Source organism: Chryseobacterium sp. JUb7 (genome assembly GCF_024806495.1).
Classification (GTDB): domain Bacteria; phylum Bacteroidota; class Bacteroidia; order Flavobacteriales; family Weeksellaceae; genus Chryseobacterium.
The window spans coordinates 82,095-98,228 of record NZ_JANUFF010000014.1 but is presented as its reverse complement, the minus strand read 5'-3'; the positions used below and the strand labels follow the sequence as shown (position 1 = coordinate 98,228).

The 16,134-nt window shown below is 34.1% G+C and carries 19 protein-coding genes; 5 read left to right on the top strand and 14 right to left on the bottom strand.

Annotation, left to right across the window (positions count from 1 at the left end; genetic code table 11):
* Window positions 1-115 precede the first annotated feature (115 nt).
* Complete coding sequence (locus M2373_RS19900; RefSeq protein ID WP_259113010.1) at window positions 116-367, top strand: VF530 family protein; 252 nt, start codon at window positions 116-118, stop codon at window positions 365-367.
* A 105-nt stretch (window positions 368-472) separates the two neighbouring features.
* Entirely contained in the window at window positions 473-973 is a 501-nt protein-coding gene (locus tag M2373_RS19895; RefSeq protein ID WP_259113009.1) for a peptidylprolyl isomerase, read from the top strand.
* Between the two features lie 109 nt (window positions 974-1,082).
* Here the strand turns inward: M2373_RS19895 and M2373_RS19890 are convergent, their stop codons facing one another.
* From M2373_RS19890 to M2373_RS19870, 5 genes are all read right to left on the bottom strand, one after another.
* The gene (locus M2373_RS19890; RefSeq protein ID WP_259113008.1) at window positions 1,083-1,586 is read right to left on the bottom strand and encodes a hypothetical protein; all 504 of its coding nucleotides are present in this window, start codon (window positions 1,584-1,586) and stop codon (window positions 1,083-1,085) included.
* Between the two features lie 134 nt (window positions 1,587-1,720).
* The gene (locus tag M2373_RS19885) at window positions 1,721-2,365 is read right to left on the bottom strand and encodes a hypothetical protein (RefSeq protein WP_259113007.1); all 645 of its coding nucleotides are present in this window, start codon (window positions 2,363-2,365) and stop codon (window positions 1,721-1,723) included.
* Between the two features lie 45 nt (window positions 2,366-2,410).
* Window positions 2,411-3,124: an intradiol ring-cleavage dioxygenase gene (locus M2373_RS19880; RefSeq protein ID WP_259113006.1), complete on the bottom strand. Its 714-nt coding sequence runs from the start codon at window positions 3,122-3,124 to the stop codon at window positions 2,411-2,413.
* Window positions 3,125-3,654: 530 nt separating this feature from the next.
* The gene (locus M2373_RS19875) at window positions 3,655-4,032 is read right to left on the bottom strand and encodes a YchJ family protein (protein ID WP_259113005.1); all 378 of its coding nucleotides are present in this window, start codon (window positions 4,030-4,032) and stop codon (window positions 3,655-3,657) included.
* Window positions 4,033-4,317: 285 nt separating this feature from the next.
* Window positions 4,318-6,456, bottom strand: a complete 2,139-nt coding sequence (locus M2373_RS19870; RefSeq protein WP_259113004.1) for a M3 family metallopeptidase — start codon at window positions 6,454-6,456, stop codon at window positions 4,318-4,320.
* Between the two features lie 58 nt (window positions 6,457-6,514).
* On the opposite strand from M2373_RS19870, the gene M2373_RS19865 reads away from it, so the two are divergent.
* Window positions 6,515-7,327, top strand: coding sequence for a head GIN domain-containing protein (locus M2373_RS19865; RefSeq protein WP_259113003.1), 813 nt, complete (start codon window positions 6,515-6,517; stop codon window positions 7,325-7,327).
* A gap of 35 nt (window positions 7,328-7,362) precedes the next feature.
* On the opposite strand, the gene M2373_RS19860 is transcribed toward M2373_RS19865, so the two are convergent.
* The 7 genes from M2373_RS19860 to M2373_RS19830 form a co-directional block, all read right to left on the bottom strand.
* Window positions 7,363-8,106 (bottom strand): carbonic anhydrase, encoded by a 744-nt coding sequence (locus tag M2373_RS19860; protein WP_259113002.1) that lies wholly within the window; start codon window positions 8,104-8,106, stop codon window positions 7,363-7,365.
* A 156-nt stretch (window positions 8,107-8,262) separates the two neighbouring features.
* Window positions 8,263-10,140 carry a monovalent cation:proton antiporter-2 (CPA2) family protein gene (locus M2373_RS19855; RefSeq protein ID WP_259113001.1) on the bottom strand — a complete coding sequence of 626 codons (1,878 nt, stop codon included), beginning with the start codon at window positions 10,138-10,140 and terminating at the stop codon, window positions 8,263-8,265.
* Window positions 10,141-10,148: 8 nt separating this feature from the next.
* Complete coding sequence (locus M2373_RS19850; RefSeq protein ID WP_259113000.1) at window positions 10,149-10,670, bottom strand: NAD(P)H-dependent oxidoreductase; 522 nt, start codon at window positions 10,668-10,670, stop codon at window positions 10,149-10,151.
* 92 nt (window positions 10,671-10,762) lie between these two features.
* A complete protein-coding gene (locus tag M2373_RS19845; protein WP_259112999.1) occupies window positions 10,763-11,323 on the bottom strand; it encodes a hypothetical protein in 561 nt (186 codons plus the stop codon).
* An 18-nt stretch (window positions 11,324-11,341) separates the two neighbouring features.
* A complete protein-coding gene (locus M2373_RS19840) occupies window positions 11,342-12,151 on the bottom strand; it encodes a YgcG family protein (protein WP_259112998.1) in 810 nt (269 codons plus the stop codon).
* The gene (locus tag M2373_RS19835) at window positions 12,132-12,560 is read right to left on the bottom strand and encodes a TPM domain-containing protein (protein ID WP_409013218.1); all 429 of its coding nucleotides are present in this window, start codon (window positions 12,558-12,560) and stop codon (window positions 12,132-12,134) included. Before M2373_RS19835 ends, M2373_RS19840 begins: the two co-directional genes overlap by 20 nt.
* Complete coding sequence (locus M2373_RS19830; RefSeq protein ID WP_259112997.1) at window positions 12,560-13,168, bottom strand: LemA family protein; 609 nt, start codon at window positions 13,166-13,168, stop codon at window positions 12,560-12,562. The genes M2373_RS19835 and M2373_RS19830 overlap by 1 nt, the downstream gene beginning before the upstream one ends.
* A 74-nt stretch (window positions 13,169-13,242) precedes the next feature.
* On the opposite strand from M2373_RS19830, the gene M2373_RS19825 reads away from it, so the two are divergent.
* Together M2373_RS19825 and M2373_RS19820 are read left to right on the top strand one after the other, a co-directional pair.
* On the top strand, window positions 13,243-13,737 hold the full coding sequence (locus M2373_RS19825; RefSeq protein ID WP_259112996.1) for a dihydrofolate reductase: 495 nt from the start codon (window positions 13,243-13,245) through the stop codon (window positions 13,735-13,737).
* Between the two features lie 75 nt (window positions 13,738-13,812).
* Window positions 13,813-14,379, top strand: coding sequence for a DUF2892 domain-containing protein (locus tag M2373_RS19820; protein WP_259112995.1), 567 nt, complete (start codon window positions 13,813-13,815; stop codon window positions 14,377-14,379).
* A 179-nt stretch (window positions 14,380-14,558) separates the two neighbouring features.
* Here M2373_RS19820 and M2373_RS19815 read toward each other — a convergent pair whose 3' ends face one another.
* Together M2373_RS19815 and coaD are read right to left on the bottom strand one after the other, a co-directional pair.
* The gene (locus M2373_RS19815; protein WP_259112994.1) at window positions 14,559-15,191 is read right to left on the bottom strand and encodes a trimeric intracellular cation channel family protein; all 633 of its coding nucleotides are present in this window, start codon (window positions 15,189-15,191) and stop codon (window positions 14,559-14,561) included.
* Window positions 15,192-15,607: 416 nt separating this feature from the next.
* A complete protein-coding gene (gene coaD, locus M2373_RS19810; protein WP_259112993.1) occupies window positions 15,608-16,081 on the bottom strand; it encodes a pantetheine-phosphate adenylyltransferase in 474 nt (157 codons plus the stop codon).
* Window positions 16,082-16,134: the final 53 nt, after the last annotated feature.

The following is a 16,134-nucleotide window of genomic DNA, read 5'->3' as shown; positions in this document are numbered from 1 at the left end:
GCTAAAGCAATTTTTCAATATAAGCCTGATAAAATATTTTATGGTAAAGCATCAAGCCAAGCATACTTTTGAAATCTGTTTGCTTTAGAAATGAAATCAATATCTTTACAGCATTATGGAGCAGCAATCAAAAGATCCCCTTCACGGAAAAAGACTCGACGCCATTCTTGAGGAATTGGTGGACTACTATAATGGTTTTGAAAAATTGGGTGAGCAGATCAATATCAAATGTTTCACAGACAATCCGAGTATCAGTTCTTCTCTGAAATTTTTAAGAAAAACAGACTGGGCCAGGGCTAAAGTTGAAAGTTTGTATCTTTTTGTATTAAGACAGAAAAAACGAAGCGAAAAGAAAAACGAAAACTAATAGGTCTGAGATTCTTCTTTACACCTGTTTTCTGGATCAATGATTTCAAAAATAGTATATTTGTGCTGTTAATCGTGAGAAAATATCGCGAAAAAAAGAAAAAATATGACAATTGAAAACAATCATGTTGTAGCTGTAAAGTATATACTTCACACTATCGAAGAAGATGGAAGTAAGACTCTTGTAGAAGAAACAACAGCAGAAAATCCACTTACATTTTTGTATGGTGTGGGAATGATGATTCCAAAATTTGAACAAAATATCTTTGGTTTGAAAGCCGGTGATAAGACAGATTTTGTAATTCAGCCGGAGGAGGCTTACGGTGAAAAGCAACCGGATGCTATCGCTCAATTACCAATCGAGATGTTTAATGAAGCGGGAATTCCTCCAGTGGGGGCAATTTTACCATTATCAGATAATGAAGGAAATAATTTCCAGGCATTTGTAGTAGAGGTAACACCAGAAGTTGTAGTAGCTGATCTTAACCATCCGATGGCTGGGAAAGTTTTAGATTTCCAGGTGGAAATTTTAAACACTCGTCCTGCGACAGAAGAAGAGTTATCACATGGCCACGCTCACGGAGTTGACGGAAACGAAGCTCACTAAAATATAATATAAATGTCCGATTTTTATCGGACATTTTTTTAATTAATGAAACGCGTAATATTTTCCATATTATTTTCTTGAAAAAATATAATGTTTAAATCATAAGACCTCATTTTTGAGATGGTTTATAATAAGCAATAGCTATTTGAGAGTGAAAAGGAAACATAAAAGTTTCAAAATCATCAACGTCCTTATTTCCTTTGCTTAAAAGATACCTGTTGTCTATAATATCAATAAGATGAAGTAATGGAGTGTAAAATATTATGCCTATTTTATGTTTTGAAGAATCAGTGATATTTGAACTGATAAGATCAAGCTTAAAGGTATCAATTGGAAAAAATGTGTTACCTAGTACATCAGGTAGGCTTTTAATACTGCCATTTAGTTGGGATATATAACTTGCAACACTTGCACTGAGTAAAAAAGGAATTTTTGTTGCATCAGGATTTTTAATCAAAAGCTCCCAATAGTTATCAACAGGTTCTCTGCCGTCATTAAAGACCTGATGCTGCACTCTGTATTCAAAATAAGTATCTTCAAAAATATATTTATCCCAAATAAGTGCAGAGTTTTGATCAATTACAATTCGGAATGCTAACTTTATTTGCACCATAATGTCTTTTAATTATTGAATGCTTACTTAATTTTCAAATTGGATATGGAAAATAATTTCAATTATTTCTAGTAATCATTAAAAGCCAGGTATTAAGTAGGCAATCATGTTAATATCGGATTATTTAAGAGAAACTAAACCTCTAAGAAAATAATTAATAGGTTTTCACTCAGAGCTTCAAATTCTAATGCATTAATATCATAAAGAAGAATAGCGTCGCGAGTTTCCATTAATCTGTCTTGAAATTCACAGGCTCCATTTATTACAATACCAAAAATTGATTTATTTTTCTGTTTTAGTGTATACCTCTGTTTTTTTCTTCCATCATAAAGTCCGATAAAACAAGGTATTGTTAAAGTATTAGTTAATGGAATTAATTCATTCTTATTTTTTATAACCAAATCTTCTAAAGAAATGAAGTTTTCATTATCCTTATCAGTTACTTCGAAAATTATAATATCTGTACTTTCATCCTCAAGCCCGTTTCTTATTTCTACTGTATTATTGGAGTTAGAATTTGACACGAAAACTTGATTTGAAAAAATATCATAAGGGAAACAATCGGTGGTAATTTTTCCATAAAGGACAAGAATAATAATCTGTGAATCTTCCGGATAATTCAAAGAAAATGTTTCTCCATCCTTTATGATTACTTCTGTAACTTTTTTTAGTTTCAGATTTTTATCTTCAAAATTCATTTCATTTATAAGAAAAGAATTTTCTTCGCACCAAGATCTTGTATTGGAGTTAAATATCGTTGAATCACTATTTACTATCATACTATTAAAATTTATAGTTAATTAAAAATATGAATCAGGATAGCTTTACGCAGAAACAATTATAGTACGTGTCCCAACATAGCCATCATTATTGTTTCCTGAAATATTCAAAAGTTGTGTATCTACACCATCAAAGAAATGGTCATCATCAGTGTTGTATCTGTAGCCTAGCATTCCTTTATAGCCTGGAGATTCATTTACTTTTACGACTGCGCTGTTAGGATCATCAGGAAATGGAAGCTGAGTGACTAATAATGAGTTTCCTTTATTATTATAGATGTGTATATGCAAATGGGTTGCTCTTGTTACACTTCCTATAGTATACCATCCTGGAAAGACAGATGTAAATTTTACTTCCCCATTGATATTTGTGATTTGTCTGCCCCTTAAGAAATGTAAATGGGTATAATCTATGATTTGTAAATCACTTCCTCCATATTCTGAATAATTTCCTTGCCTGTCACAATGCCAAAGATCTACAAAGGCGCCTTCCAAATTAGAACAGCCGGTATTTTTATTTTTGATTGTTAATTGAATTTCAAAAGGTATCCCTGTTCTATCTCCAATAATATTTATTCGTTCAAGAGTCGAAGGGCTTTTTGTAGGAAATGGTCCTTCCAAATCATAATTTGTAGTAGTACAATTTATTTCTTCATTTGTAATCTCATTGTTATCGGGATTACAACGGATTAAAACAGGTGCAGCTATTGCAGTAACACCAGCTAATCCCAGATTTTTCAAAAAATTTTTTCTGTCCATAATTTTGTTTTTTTAGATATGTTTTAGTTCATCATAAGAACTTAATCTAAGCTATTACTTTATGGTAATGGAAGAAAAAATTAACTGTTAATTGTTGTTAACTACCTAAATCGACAAGATAATTTCCATGTTAATCATTTATTTGTAAATAAATGATATTCAGTTTTTTAATATTTTTGTCCTGTTAACATTTTAATATTAAAATTGCCTGTAATTATTAATGAATTCACCCAATATTTCTTTTTAATTATGTTTTTTTTAGGGATTTAATCATTATTAAATGAAATTTTCACTAAAGCAAATGATAGAAATCTGATAAAATTGAACTAAACATTCACAGAATATGGATATATCAATAAAGATTTAAAATAAATAGTGAACTCGTTACTTCTTAGAAGGAAGTTATTGTGACGTCGAAAGTTTGAAAAAAAACTCTAAAGATGAAAAAACTCAAAATAAGCATCTCATTATTATTTTAAAAAACTTAAAATAATTCTAGTAAACAATATAAAAAAACAAGCTGTAGATTCTTAATCTAGAAAATTACCAGAAACATAGTACCATCTGTCATGCATTTTCTGAAAAACTGAAAATTCATGATGAAGCTGAGAGATTCCGTCCTGGTCTGTATAATAAGCTTTAAACTCAACATGATTCAATGCTGGTATCTGAACGATTTCAAGTTTAGTCCATTCATTGATTTCACCCCATTCCTGCAAATCTTTTTTGTTGTGTAATTTTCTTTTTCCCGGTAGTGTGGTTTCCATCAGATAGTCACCATTTGGAATTGCAAATGCAGAAAACCGGGAACGCATCAGAGCTTCTGCGGTAGGAGCATTCTTTTCCCCTGTATGATAAGGTTTACAACATTCTTCGTATATTTTTCCTGAACAGCAGGGACAATTCATTTTCTTGATTTTAAATACAAATTTACGCGAATATTTTTTTTACCAATAACACAATGCTTTTTTATCAATAGGAATGGGCTCCCGCCTTTTTAAATAAAAGAATAGTTTCGACCAAAACGTAAATAATATATGATACCGATTTTCACAGATGTTTGCATCTTAATTTTATAATGAATAAAAATCAACGAGATGACACATATTAGTGTCACCTGTGAAAAAAAATGTGCTATTAGTGTTTAGATAAAAAGCAAAAAAGCATCCAAAAAATTGAATGCTTTTAAAAATTTATTTAATAAAACCTCTGTTTCTCAATAAAGGCTTGATATCCGGATCGTGCCCGGTGAAGTCTCTGAATGCCTGATTCAGATCAACAGAATTTCCTACCGATAGAATATATTTTCTGAAACGGTCTCCGTTTTCTCTAGTCAATCCTCCATTTTTAGAAATCCATTCCCAAGCGTCGTTATCCAAAGTCTCAGACCATAAATAAGCGTAATATCCTGCAGAATAACCACCGCCCCAGATGTGTGCAAAATAAGGAGTATGATATCTTGGAGGTACTGTTGCTAAAGTAAACCCATGTTTAGCTAAAGATTGTTTTTCAAAATCTAAAACCGGAATCAACTGATTCTCATTAGTAACTGTATGCCAGTCCATATCTACTTCAGCAGCTGAAACCAATTCTGTAGTCATATATCCTTGATTGAATGTTGCTGCTTTTTTAATTTTGTCAACTAAAGCCTGTGGAATAGGTTGTTTTGTTTCGTAATGAAGAGCATAATTTTTCAAAACAACAGGATCTAAAGCCCAGTGCTCATTAATTTGTGAAGGAAACTCTACAAAATCTCGCGGTACACTTGTTCCTGAAAGTGAAGGGTATTTCTGACTGGCAAACATACCGTGGATAGAGTGTCCAAATTCGTGGAAAATTGTTGTTACATCATCATAACTGATTAATGAAGGTTTCCCCGGAGCTGGTTTCTGATAATTGTAACAGTTTACAATAACAGGTTTTGTTCCTAATAAATAAGACTGTTCCACAAAATTACTCATCCATGCCCCGCCATTTTTAGAATCTCTTGTATAGAAATCAAGATAATAAATCGCAATAGATTTCCCGTCATGATCAAAAACTTCATAAGTTACTACATCAGGATGATAAACCGGAAGATCTGTTCTCTTTTTGAATGTTAATCCATAGAATTTTTCAGCAGCAAAGAACACCCCTTTTTCTAAAACTGTTGTGATTTCAAAATAAGGTTTGATTTGGTTTTCATCTAAATCGAATTTCGCTTTTCTCACCTGCTCTGCATAAAAATTCCAGTCCCAAGGTTCAACTTTGAAACCTCCTTTTTGTTGGTCGATCAAATCCTGAATGTCTTTTGCTTCACGTCTTGCTGTTTCTACAGCAGGTGTTGCAATCTGATTCATTAAATTGGTTGCTGCTTCAGGCGTTTTTGCCATTTGGTCCTGCAATTTCCATTCAGCGTAGCTTTTCTTGCCTAAAATCTGAGCCTTTTTAAGTCTAAGTTTTGCCAGTTTTTCAATCGTTTCTCTTGTGTCATTGGCATCGCCTTTTTCGGCTCTTAGCCAAGATGCTTTGAAAAGCTTTTCTCTGGTTGCCCTGTTTTTAAGGTTTTGTAGAAGAGGCTGCTGAGTCGTATTCTGTAAAGCCAAAAGATACTGACCTTCTTTGCCTGCATTTTTAGCATCCGTTGCAGCTGCTGCAATTTCGTCTGCAGAAAGCCCATCCAATTCTTTAGCATCGGAAAAGAAAACACCACCTACTTTTCTGGCCTCCAATAATTTATTTGAATATTGAGTAGAAAGTGAAGCCAGTTCCTGATTGACTTGTTTTAATTTTTCTTTGTCAGCTGCAGAAAGATTAGCTCCTGCGATTTCAAAGTTTTGCTTATAATATTGTAATAATCTTTTACTTTCAGAATCCAATCCGTTTTCTGTGATGGCCTGTATTCTTTTGTAAAGATTTTCATTCAAATACATTTTATCAGAGTGAGCTGCAAAAATCGGAGCATATTCTTCATCCAAAGCCTGTAGAGTAGGGTTGGTATTTGCACTTGTTAAGTTTGAAAATACAATAACGGCTCTTTTCAAGACTTCACCACTTTGTTCTAAAGCTACAATCGTATTTTCAAAAGTAGGTGCTTTTGGATTGTCTGCGATTTTAATGATTTCGGCGTCGTGTTGTTTTAACCCAAAATCAAAAGCTGGTTTAAAATGTTCATTTTTAATTTTATCAAATTCGGGAGCTTCATACTGAAGTTTGCTCTTTTTAATAAAAGGATTGGATGACAGGGCATCGGGTACAGGAATTTCCTGTTGATTATCGGCTTTTTTCATTGTAGTACAAGAGTAGTTAAATGCTAATGCAGAAATTAATAATACCGATGTAATATTTTTCATAAATTAGTTGTTAATAAAGTATAAAGATATTAAAAACTTAAATTATAAAATAATAAGCATGAAATCAACAACTATTTTTATTTTCTCAGCATTCCTGGTACTGTCGTGTAATGATAAACATGAGAAAAGAAATAATGAGAAAAGTGGCTGGGTAGAGAAAGTAACCAATACTGATCATGGTCCTGTAAAACAAAAAGAGGTAAGTATAGATTTTGATGAAATTGAAGTTTCACAGGCTATTGATGCCGAAGTTATAAAATCGGATGTTGAAAAAGTAGTTATTTCTGCTCCGGAAAATATTATTGATGAGGTTTTGGTGGAGAAAATAGGAAGTAAGGTTCATATTCATTACAAACGCGGAATACGTGTGATGAATAATAATAAAGTTACTGCGAAAATTTATACTAAAGATTTTTCAAAAGCAATAGCAAATTCTGCGGCTAAAATTACAGTAAAAGATAAGTTTATCCAGGATAAAATGGATGTTGAAGCGTCAAGTGCAGGAAGTATATCCGGAGATCTTGAAGCGAATGATTTTGAAATTTCTGTTGGCAGCAGTAGTAGTTTTAATGGGAAAATATGGGCTGTTGATCTGGATATTGAAGCCTCTTCCGGGGCAAGCATTGATATTTCCGGGAAGGCCAAGAATGCTGATGTAAGTTCATCATCAGGAAGTAGTATTTCTGCAAAAGGAATGATTGTAGATCATCTGAAAGCAGACGCATCCAGTGGAGCAAGTGTAGAAATAAGTGCAGCGTCGAGTGTTAAAGCTGAAGCATCTTCCGGTGGAAGTGTCAATGTTTCTAAAAAAGGAAACGTGACATCTGTTACTAAAGAAGAGAGTAGTGGAGGGAGCGTGAATATTCAATAAATATAAAAGCGGAGCCGGTAACAAACCGGCTCTGTTTATTTTGTACTTAGAACTTTCCTTCCATTGAGAGGTTGCAAAGGTCTGTTATTGCTTTTAGGAAGATGTTTGGAAATTTCCTCTATTTCTTCCTCAGTCATATCAATTGGATTTTTGAAAACGATCCAGGTTACATTATCTGAACATGGCGGAGTCGTAAGAGATCCGAAGTAGGTGTAATATCCTTTATTTTTAGGATACATTTTTTCAGGATTAAAGACGATATCTGACTCTTCTTTAGAGTTTTTTGCCAGATTTTTAAAGACTTTCAGCTTTTCAAAGTAAGAATTTTCCTGTCCTTCTTTTACCATAACACCAATCACCAGAACTGAGCCGTCTGCTGCTTTGTGTACAAAATGTAATTCTAAAGGATAGCGCATCCCATTGATCGTATGTTCTGATTCTTCATGAGCATGGAACTGCATCAAAGTGTACTTTTTGCCTCCGTAATTAATAAAACTGCCATCCTTAAAATCAAATTGCAGGGAATGCCCGTTGTCTTCAATATCTTTAACATCTCCTGTGGAGTAATTGAAGTTCAGCTTCCCCAGATTTTTATCGACTTTTGTTTTTAAAGTAACAATATTGATAGGAGATTGTGTTTTGCTTTGACCGCATTTTTCGTTGCCTTTTATTTCGCTCCAGTGTTCAGGGGATTCTTTGCCATCGTAGCTCCAGTGAGGTTGCTGGGCAAGCGTGAAGATTGTTGAAAACAATCCGGCTGAGATAAGAATTTTTTTCATGTAGATGTGTTTAATATGTTTTTATCATGTACCAACGGCACAGTACAAAAATATTCTTTTTTCTGTTGGTTTACAATAAATTAAAATTGATTTTAAGTATCGGAAAAGCAGCTGTCTTTATATTATTTACATAAATATAATTTTAGATGAAAAAAATCAATCTTCTTCCTGCTCTTCTTCTGAAGATGAGTCTTCCCACTCTCTATTTTCGAAATTAAGATTATCGTAAGCAAGAAGATCTTCCTCACGTTGCAGAATTTCTTTTGTTGTAAACAGCATGACGTCATTTTCTTCTGCTTTTAATTTCGCCAGCCTTCTCACAGAAGCTTTATCGATAGCCATAAACCTCTGACCAAGTCGCCTTGCAGCATATTTTCTCATACCTGTTTCATGAAGTACGTCCACAGCCATATCTACAGCAGTTCCCAAGGTTTCACGGTAAATGTTTTCAATACCGTTATTGAGATAATCATAGGCATCAATCCTGTTTTTAGCTCTTACAAAGATCTTAACATCAGGGTAGTGCTCACGAACCAGATCTGCAATAAATTTATTGTCTTTTGGATCATCAAGGCATAGAACCAATAATTCTGCATCCTCAATACCTGCTGCTCTCAGGATCGGAATTCGGGTGGCATCACCATAGTATACTTTAAAACCATAGCTTCTAAGCAGCTTTACACGGTCTGAATCTCTGTCTAAGACAGTAGCAGATATTTTGTTAGCTTTCAATAGCCGACCTACAGTACTTCCAAAATGCCCAAATCCGACAATGATAATTTTCTTTTGAGAAACTGCACTGTCCAGAATATTAAAATCCTGCTCGCCTTCCGGAACTTCTTTAATGAATTTCGGAGTAATGATTTTATCATTAATGATTAACAGGAACGGTGTAATACACATGGTAATAGCGGTTACTGCCATCATTTGAGCATTCAGCTCGGGGCTTACGAGATAGAGAGTAGAGGCGAAATTAACTAAAACAAAGGAAAATTCTCCCACCTGCGAAAGAGCAAATGCATAGAATAAACTCTGGGGAGTATCGATTTTAAAAAACTTTCCAATGGCAAATAATACAGCAAATTTTATAATTAAAACAGCAAAAACAGTACTGAAAATAAAGACAGGATCCTGTTGGATAATGTTGAAGTTCATGGTAGAACCTACACTTACAAAAAATACGGCCAGCAGCAATCCTTTAAACGGATCAATCTGGGCTTCCAGTTCGTGACGGAATTCACTGTTGGCAAGCATAACTCCTGCAAGGAAAGCTCCTAAAGCGGGAGAAAGACCTATGGCTACCATTAATTCTGATACTCCAATGACTAAGAATAAAGAAGAAGCGGTTAAAAGTTCAGTCATTCCCGATTTTGAAACATATCTTAAAAACGGAACGAAAACATATCGACCCAGTAAAATTAAAATAATAACTCCTAAAATAACTGTTCCGGCCTGCATCCATTCGGGTAATGTCTGAATGACCACCTGAATTTCATTGTCAGTATGCCTGGCTTTATAGTTGGCAACAATAGGTAAAATAGCAAGAATAGGAATCACTGCAATATCCTGAAATAGTAGGGTAGAGAAAGAAGCCTCTCCGGCGAGTGTTTTAAGATTATTTTTTTCCTGCAATGTCTGTAAAACAATTGCTGTGGAAGATAATGCAAAACACATGGCAATGGCAACGGCTTTATCAATTCTCCAGCCCGCCCAGATAAAGACTAAAAAAAGTAAGGAGATAGTTAAAAGCATCTGGGTAAGCCCTAAGCCAATGATTTTCTTCCGCATTTCCCAAAACTTCCTCGGCTCAAGCTCCAGACCTACCAAAAACAAAAGCATGATGACTCCAAATTCACTGGCATGCATAATGTCGTTGACATCCTTCCCGGTAAGTTTCAAAACATAAGGCCCAATAATTATCCCTCCCGCAATATACCCAATCACGGAACTTAGCCCGAATTTCCTTGCCAGCGGAACCATAATAATGGCAACGCCCAGGAAAATCAGAGTATTCATGGCTAAGGTAGATTCCATATAGCAATTTATTGATTAAGGAGTTCTACAAATTCTTTTTTATGTAAAACGATTTCTTTTTTTGACAGTTTATTGGCTTCATAAACCACTTTAATGTTCTTGATATTGGCTTTAAAAACATGCAATGAAACAATCAGTCCACTGATCAGTTCTTCTATGGTATATTGATAAGTTCCCTCTTTACTAAACGATCTTTCTTTTCCTCCGGTAGTAACCAGAATATGAACTTCTTTTCCTTCCAAAGGGTTTTCCTGACCATCTTTAAGCCATTCGCGATCGAAAACTTCATCGATCCAAAGCCTCAGTAGAGGAGGCATTCCAAACCATATTAGCGGAAACTGGAAAATAAAACGGTCATAATTTTTTAATCTTTTTCGCTCCCGGAAGGCAGCAATATGAAAATTGGGGTATTCTTCGTAAAGATCTCTTAAGGTAAAATGCTGATGACGAACATAAAAGTTAATGAGCTCTGCATTTGAGTTTGAGTGCTCTAAATAAGGGTGCGCAAAAACTACTAACGTTTTCTTCATCAACTCCGTTTTTAGTAAAAATAGTGAATTTAAACTAAAATAACAGTGTTTTTAAAGAAAAATAGGTGTTAAAATAAGAAAAAACCTTAATGTTAAGGCTTATTTATCACTTCTTTTGCTTCTTCAAAAATATGATCTATAATATCTTTCAAGTATTCTTTTGTATAAGTTATTTTTTTGTTGTCTTCAATGCTTTTTGGCAAATTGATATAATTTTGACTTGATGATAAAACTTCATCAATAGTATAATGATCTTCTATGATTTTTGCGAGATCAGGTTTGTCATTATCATCATAAAATATAGTAATAACAATATTTTCCGAGTTTTGGATCTGACTTTTTGATTTGTTGTAATGTACAACATGGCTATGTACAGATTTTAAAAGTTTTTTATCTGTTTTGTAAGTATATAGAGAAAACCCTCCGCTGCCATTTTCTTTTTTATTTTTATCAAACATTTCTATACTACCTTCTTTTATAGAAATATTATACTTGATATAATCTTTCGAGGATAATGTGTCTATGTATTTATACTTTTCAATTTTTTCAGATAATTCTTTTTGTGCTGTTAGTGCGGTACCCTTTTGACAAAAAAATATATTTGAAATCGTTAAAAAGATGACAGTGAATAAAGTATTGTAATTAAATTGCATTTGAAATTAAGTATTTGGCTACCATCCCCCTGATGCACCGCCGCCGCCGAAACTTCCGCCACCGCCGAAGCCTCCAAATCCACCGCCACTACTGCCAGAACTTCCGCCGCCAAAACCTCCACCGAAGCTTCCTGGGAAAGGGAAAAAGCCTCCTGGGTAATTTCTGCGACCTCTTCTGCTAAGAATGACATCGTCATCATCGTTATTTCCGCCTCTTCCTCCGCCTTTATTGCTGAACAGAATAACAATAATAATGAAAATGACAAATGCAATGATAAGAATTTTCAGGACACTTCCGTTACCACTGTTTCCAGGATTGGCTATAGGTTTGAATTTACCTTCAACAGCTTCCATAATAGAAGATGTTCCACGGTTGATCCCTTCATACCATTCTCCTTTTTTGAAATGTGGGGTAACAATATAATCTAAAATCTGACCTGCAACGGAGGCTGTTAGATACTGTTCTACAGCTCGTCCCTGTTGGATAGACATCGTATGATCTTGAGTGGCGATTAAAAAGACCACCCCGTTATCAATATTTTTTTTTCCTATTCCCCATTTTTCCCCAAACATAGTAGCCAGAAAATTAACGTCTTCTCCTTTGGTAGACGGAATGATAATAACTTCAATTTCCGTTGAGGTAGAATCTGCAAATTTGATAAGCTTATTATTAAGATCGTTTATTTCCTGTTCGGAAAGTAGCTTTGCTTCATCATAAACAGGATATAAAACCTTGGGCTTTTCAGGAATAGTGTACTGTGCTGATACAAAACTGTAAAAGCATATGAATAAAAATGAAAATACTATTTTAAGAGAATGTAATTTCATTGGGAAGTTCATTGTGGTTTTCTCCGGTCACCGGAAAATATTTTTTGAGTTCAAGACCTGTTTCGAGAATGGCACTTTTTAAAGCTTTATAATAATTTCCCTTGGCAAATTCAGAAGTAATGTAATCATGAAGATGATCCCAGTATGACTGATGTACCTTATCATGAATCCCGATATCTCCAATGATGGTAAGATATTTTTGCTCAAAATTAACATGAAAAAGCACAGCATTTCTTTCGGCAGTTTTATTCATACATAATTCCTCGAACACTTTAAATGCAATTTTCGCATGGTCTCCTTCTGTATTCGAATCTATATGTACCCGTATCTCCCCGGTAGAATGTTCCTCTGCCGATTGAATAGCTTCCACAAGGGAAGCTATCTGCTGATTTGTTAGGAAATTGCCCATTATTCTGAGAAAACTTCCGGTGCTTTCTGAGCTCCCGCTTCTGCTTTGAAGTACGGTTTTTCCTTAAAGTTGGTGAAATTCGCCAAAATATTGTTAGGGAACTGCTTGATAGAAGTATTGTAAATTTTAGCGGCATCGTTATAATAAACGGTTTCGCTTCTGATACTGTTTTCAATAGCAATATATTCTCTCTGGAAGTTGATGTACTGCTGATCAGCTTTAAGATTAGGATATTGTTCCACAACAGCCATTAATCTGCTTAATGCTCCGGATAACTCACCTTGTGCAGCCTGGAATCTTGCGATATCCTGTTCTGTCATATTTGTAGGATCCACATTGATGGAAGTGGCCTTGGATCGGGCTTCAATCACTTTTGTTAATGTTTCCTGTTCGAATTTTGAATAAGATTTTACCGTTCTTTCCAGATTAGGAATCAGATTGGCTCTTTTTTGATAAACAGTCTCTACGTTTGACCATTTTGTATTAACGGTTTGTTCTTGATCCACGAAGCTATTGTAGCCGCTTTTACCCCAGAAGAATAATACAGCAACAATGATAAGGAGAGCGATACCAATAGTTCCGGCGCTCAGACAGCCCTTGTTTTTCATAGTTTATTTTTTTTTAATTTTTTGTGCTAATCAAATATACAAATTATGTGCTAATTTTGTAAAAAATTATTTTAATGACAACAATAGTGGTGGCAATGGGAGAGAAGAACGAAATTGGTTTTAACAATCAGTTGCTTTGGCATCTTCCAAAAGATTTAAAACACTTTAAAGATCTTACTTCGGGACATCCGATTATTATGGGAAGAAAAACATACGAAAGTATAGGGAAACCTCTTCCAAACCGTACGAATATTGTTGTTTCAAGAAAGAAAGACTGGTTTGAAGAAGGAATTCTGATTGTCGGAAGTATCAAAGAAGCTGTGAAGTTTGCAAAAAAAATCGATGAAGAGGTTTTCATTATCGGTGGTGGAAATATTTATGAGCAGACCATGGAGGTTGTTGATAAACTGGAAGTTACTTTAGTGAAAGCTGATCTTGATGCAGATACGTACTTCCCGAAAATTAATCCTAAAATCTGGAAAAAAACGGCAGAAATCTGTCACGAAAAAGACGAGAAAAATCAATATGATTTTTGCTTCCAGACATTTGAAAAAATAATGAGTGAATAGTTGTGAGAATTCTAGCTTCCAACTTCTAGCTTCTAACCTCTAAATTCTTTATCTTTGCACTTCTAAAATTTTATAATGAATAAGTACATAAAAATTGTAATTGCGGCGGTTCTTATACTTTTGGGACTTTATATGATGATTTTCACAAGAAATCTGGGCTGGGGAATTGTAATATTCCTTCTGGCATCATCGCCTATTTTACTTTTCTTTAAAAATGAATATATTTTGCTGGCCTTCTGGCAATTGAGAAAACAAAATATGGAAAAGGCTGCGGAATGGCTGACAAAAATTACAAATTATCAGTCTCAGCTTCACAAATCCCAGTATGGTTATTTCCATTATTTATTAGGCTTAACTCAGGCCCAGGATCATCCGACGAAAGTTGAACCTCTAATGAAAAAAGCATTGGAATATGGTTTAAATATGAAGCACGACAGAGCAATGGCGACATTAAATCTGGCTGCGGCAGCGATTTCTAAAGGAAGAAAGCAGGAAGGTCAAAAATTGCTTGAAGAAGCAAAAAGACTTGACAGTGCAGGAATGATGACCGATCAGATCAAAATGATGAAAGATCAGTTGAAAATGCCGACCATGCAGAAACATATGCATAATCCAAACATGAGACAAAGAGGAAAGTTCTAAAAATAGAATTTTTACTCGAATATATATTTAAAGTCCTGATTTTTCAGGACTTTTTTATTGTATTGAGTGGGGAAGTTGTTCAGTAACATTAAAAAAATTATCATTAGGAAAATTTTTTTCCGGATTAATTCAAGACGATTCGGTTTTTTGAATTTATCTTGCCAACTATTGTCATTTAATTACATCTCAGAATTATGTTCATACCCATAAAATTTGGGAATCTGCCAATGATATTTTACAGCAAGTGTTCTAATAAAAACAATTAACAGAATGGTAAAAACCTGGATAATTGTATACGAAAGATGTGTGAATTTGGTCAGAAGTAAAAAAGCTGATCCACCAACAATACAGGCTGTCGCATAGATTTCTTTCCTGAAAATCAAAGGAATTCTATTCAGTAAAATATCCCGGATTATCCCTCCGAAACATCCTGTAATGGTTCCTAAGCCAATACATATTAGTGGATGGATGTCCGCATTCAAACCTTTTTGAACTCCTATAATGGTAAATAATCCAAGTCCGAAACTATCGAAAATAAATAACGTAACTTTAAAATTCTTTTCAAACGACTTAAAAATCATCGTAAAAATACTGGTCAGAATAATTAAGGCACAAGTCAGAAGATCGTGCATCCAGAAAACAGGAATGTCCAGTAAAAGATCTCTTACCGTTCCACCACCTACTGAAGTTACAAACGCAATAATAAGTACTCCAAACGGATCAAGACGTTTCTGCATTGCTGCAAAACTTCCCGACATCGAAAAGGAAATCGTTCCGAGTACTTCTATGGCAAAATTGAACTGTTCGTGCATAAATTATGAGTAATGAGTAATTGGTAATAAGTAATATAAACTATGTATTGTTTGGGGATAACTTAAATTTATACTTTATCATTACTTTTACCAACTCTTCACATTCTGATTTTAAAAGTGAAATTTTTTCTTGATCTAAATATTCCAACTCTTCAATTATTTCCAGTCAGAGTTGAGTTTCATCTATTTCTTCAACGACAATAAATAGTTTTGCAAACCTTTCTTTTCAGATCTTGTTCTTGAAATGACTCTGTAATTTGCTGAAACAGATGTTGGGGATCTAATGATTTGCTTTCTGATTATCGACAGATCATCGTAATAGGATAATGATGATAGAGATTTAATAATAGAGATAGAAAACTTTTTGTTCTATCTCTAAATATTTGATTAAAATCCATAATAGTAAAAATTACTGATTACTTATTGATCTTGTCTACTCTTACAGAATCCGGAACCAACAATTCATATTCTCCTCCGTGATTGATGATTTCTCTTACAATACTGCTGCTGATGAAAGACTTTCCTGAAGAAGTTAATAAAAATACTGTTTCCAGTTTTTTGTGGGCTAAAGTTCTGTTGGTATGTGCTATCGCTTTTTCAAATTCAAAATCTGCAGGATTTCTTAAGCCTCTTATGATATATTGTGCATTCTTTTCAAAACAGTAATCAACAGTGAGGCCTTCAAAATAATCAACTTCCACATTCGGAAATTCAGCAACGGAATTTTGAATGAATTCCATTCTTTTTTCTAGTGGAAACATATATTTCTTTTGTGAATTTTGTCCGATGGCAATGATTAATTTATCAAAAAGCGGTGCTGCTCTTTCTATAATATCATAATGTCCTAAAGTAATGGGGTCAAATGAACCCGGGAAAACAGCAATTTTCATGCGTATAAAAGTTATAAGTTATAAATGATGAATTATGAGTTGAAAAATATAAT

Coding starts and splice junctions, on each gene's coding strand:
- M2373_RS19830 (WP_259112997.1), bottom strand. CDS start 13,168: ATGAAAAACAAGGGCTGTCTGAGCGCCGGAACTATTGGTATCGCTCTC.
- M2373_RS19900 (WP_259113010.1), top strand. CDS start 116: ATGGAGCAGCAATCAAAAGATCCCCTTCACGGAAAAAGACTCGACGCC.
- M2373_RS19895 (WP_259113009.1), top strand. CDS start 473: ATGACAATTGAAAACAATCATGTTGTAGCTGTAAAGTATATACTTCAC.
- M2373_RS19815 (WP_259112994.1), bottom strand. CDS start 15,191: ATGCACGAACAGTTCAATTTTGCCATAGAAGTACTCGGAACGATTTCC.
- M2373_RS19850 (WP_259113000.1), bottom strand. CDS start 10,670: ATGAAGAAAACGTTAGTAGTTTTTGCGCACCCTTATTTAGAGCACTCA.
- M2373_RS19880 (WP_259113006.1), bottom strand. CDS start 3,124: ATGGACAGAAAAAATTTTTTGAAAAATCTGGGATTAGCTGGTGTTACT.
- M2373_RS19870 (WP_259113004.1), bottom strand. CDS start 6,456: ATGAAAAATATTACATCGGTATTATTAATTTCTGCATTAGCATTTAAC.
- M2373_RS19845 (WP_259112999.1), bottom strand. CDS start 11,323: ATGCAATTTAATTACAATACTTTATTCACTGTCATCTTTTTAACGATT.
- M2373_RS19860 (WP_259113002.1), bottom strand. CDS start 8,106: ATGAAAAAAATTCTTATCTCAGCCGGATTGTTTTCAACAATCTTCACG.
- M2373_RS19835 (WP_409013218.1), bottom strand. CDS start 12,560: ATGGGCAATTTCCTAACAAATCAGCAGATAGCTTCCCTTGTGGAAGCT.
- M2373_RS19885 (WP_259113007.1), bottom strand. CDS start 2,365: ATGATAGTAAATAGTGATTCAACGATATTTAACTCCAATACAAGATCT.
- M2373_RS19840 (WP_259112998.1), bottom strand. CDS start 12,151: ATGAAATTACATTCTCTTAAAATAGTATTTTCATTTTTATTCATATGC.
- M2373_RS19865 (WP_259113003.1), top strand. CDS start 6,515: ATGAAATCAACAACTATTTTTATTTTCTCAGCATTCCTGGTACTGTCG.
- M2373_RS19820 (WP_259112995.1), top strand. CDS start 13,813: ATGAATAAGTACATAAAAATTGTAATTGCGGCGGTTCTTATACTTTTG.
- M2373_RS19875 (WP_259113005.1), bottom strand. CDS start 4,032: ATGAATTGTCCCTGCTGTTCAGGAAAAATATACGAAGAATGTTGTAAA.
- M2373_RS19825 (WP_259112996.1), top strand. CDS start 13,243: ATGACAACAATAGTGGTGGCAATGGGAGAGAAGAACGAAATTGGTTTT.
- M2373_RS19890 (WP_259113008.1), bottom strand. CDS start 1,586: ATGGTGCAAATAAAGTTAGCATTCCGAATTGTAATTGATCAAAACTCT.
- M2373_RS19855 (WP_259113001.1), bottom strand. CDS start 10,140: ATGGAATCTACCTTAGCCATGAATACTCTGATTTTCCTGGGCGTTGCC.
- coaD (WP_259112993.1), bottom strand. CDS start 16,081: ATGAAAATTGCTGTTTTCCCGGGTTCATTTGACCCCATTACTTTAGGA.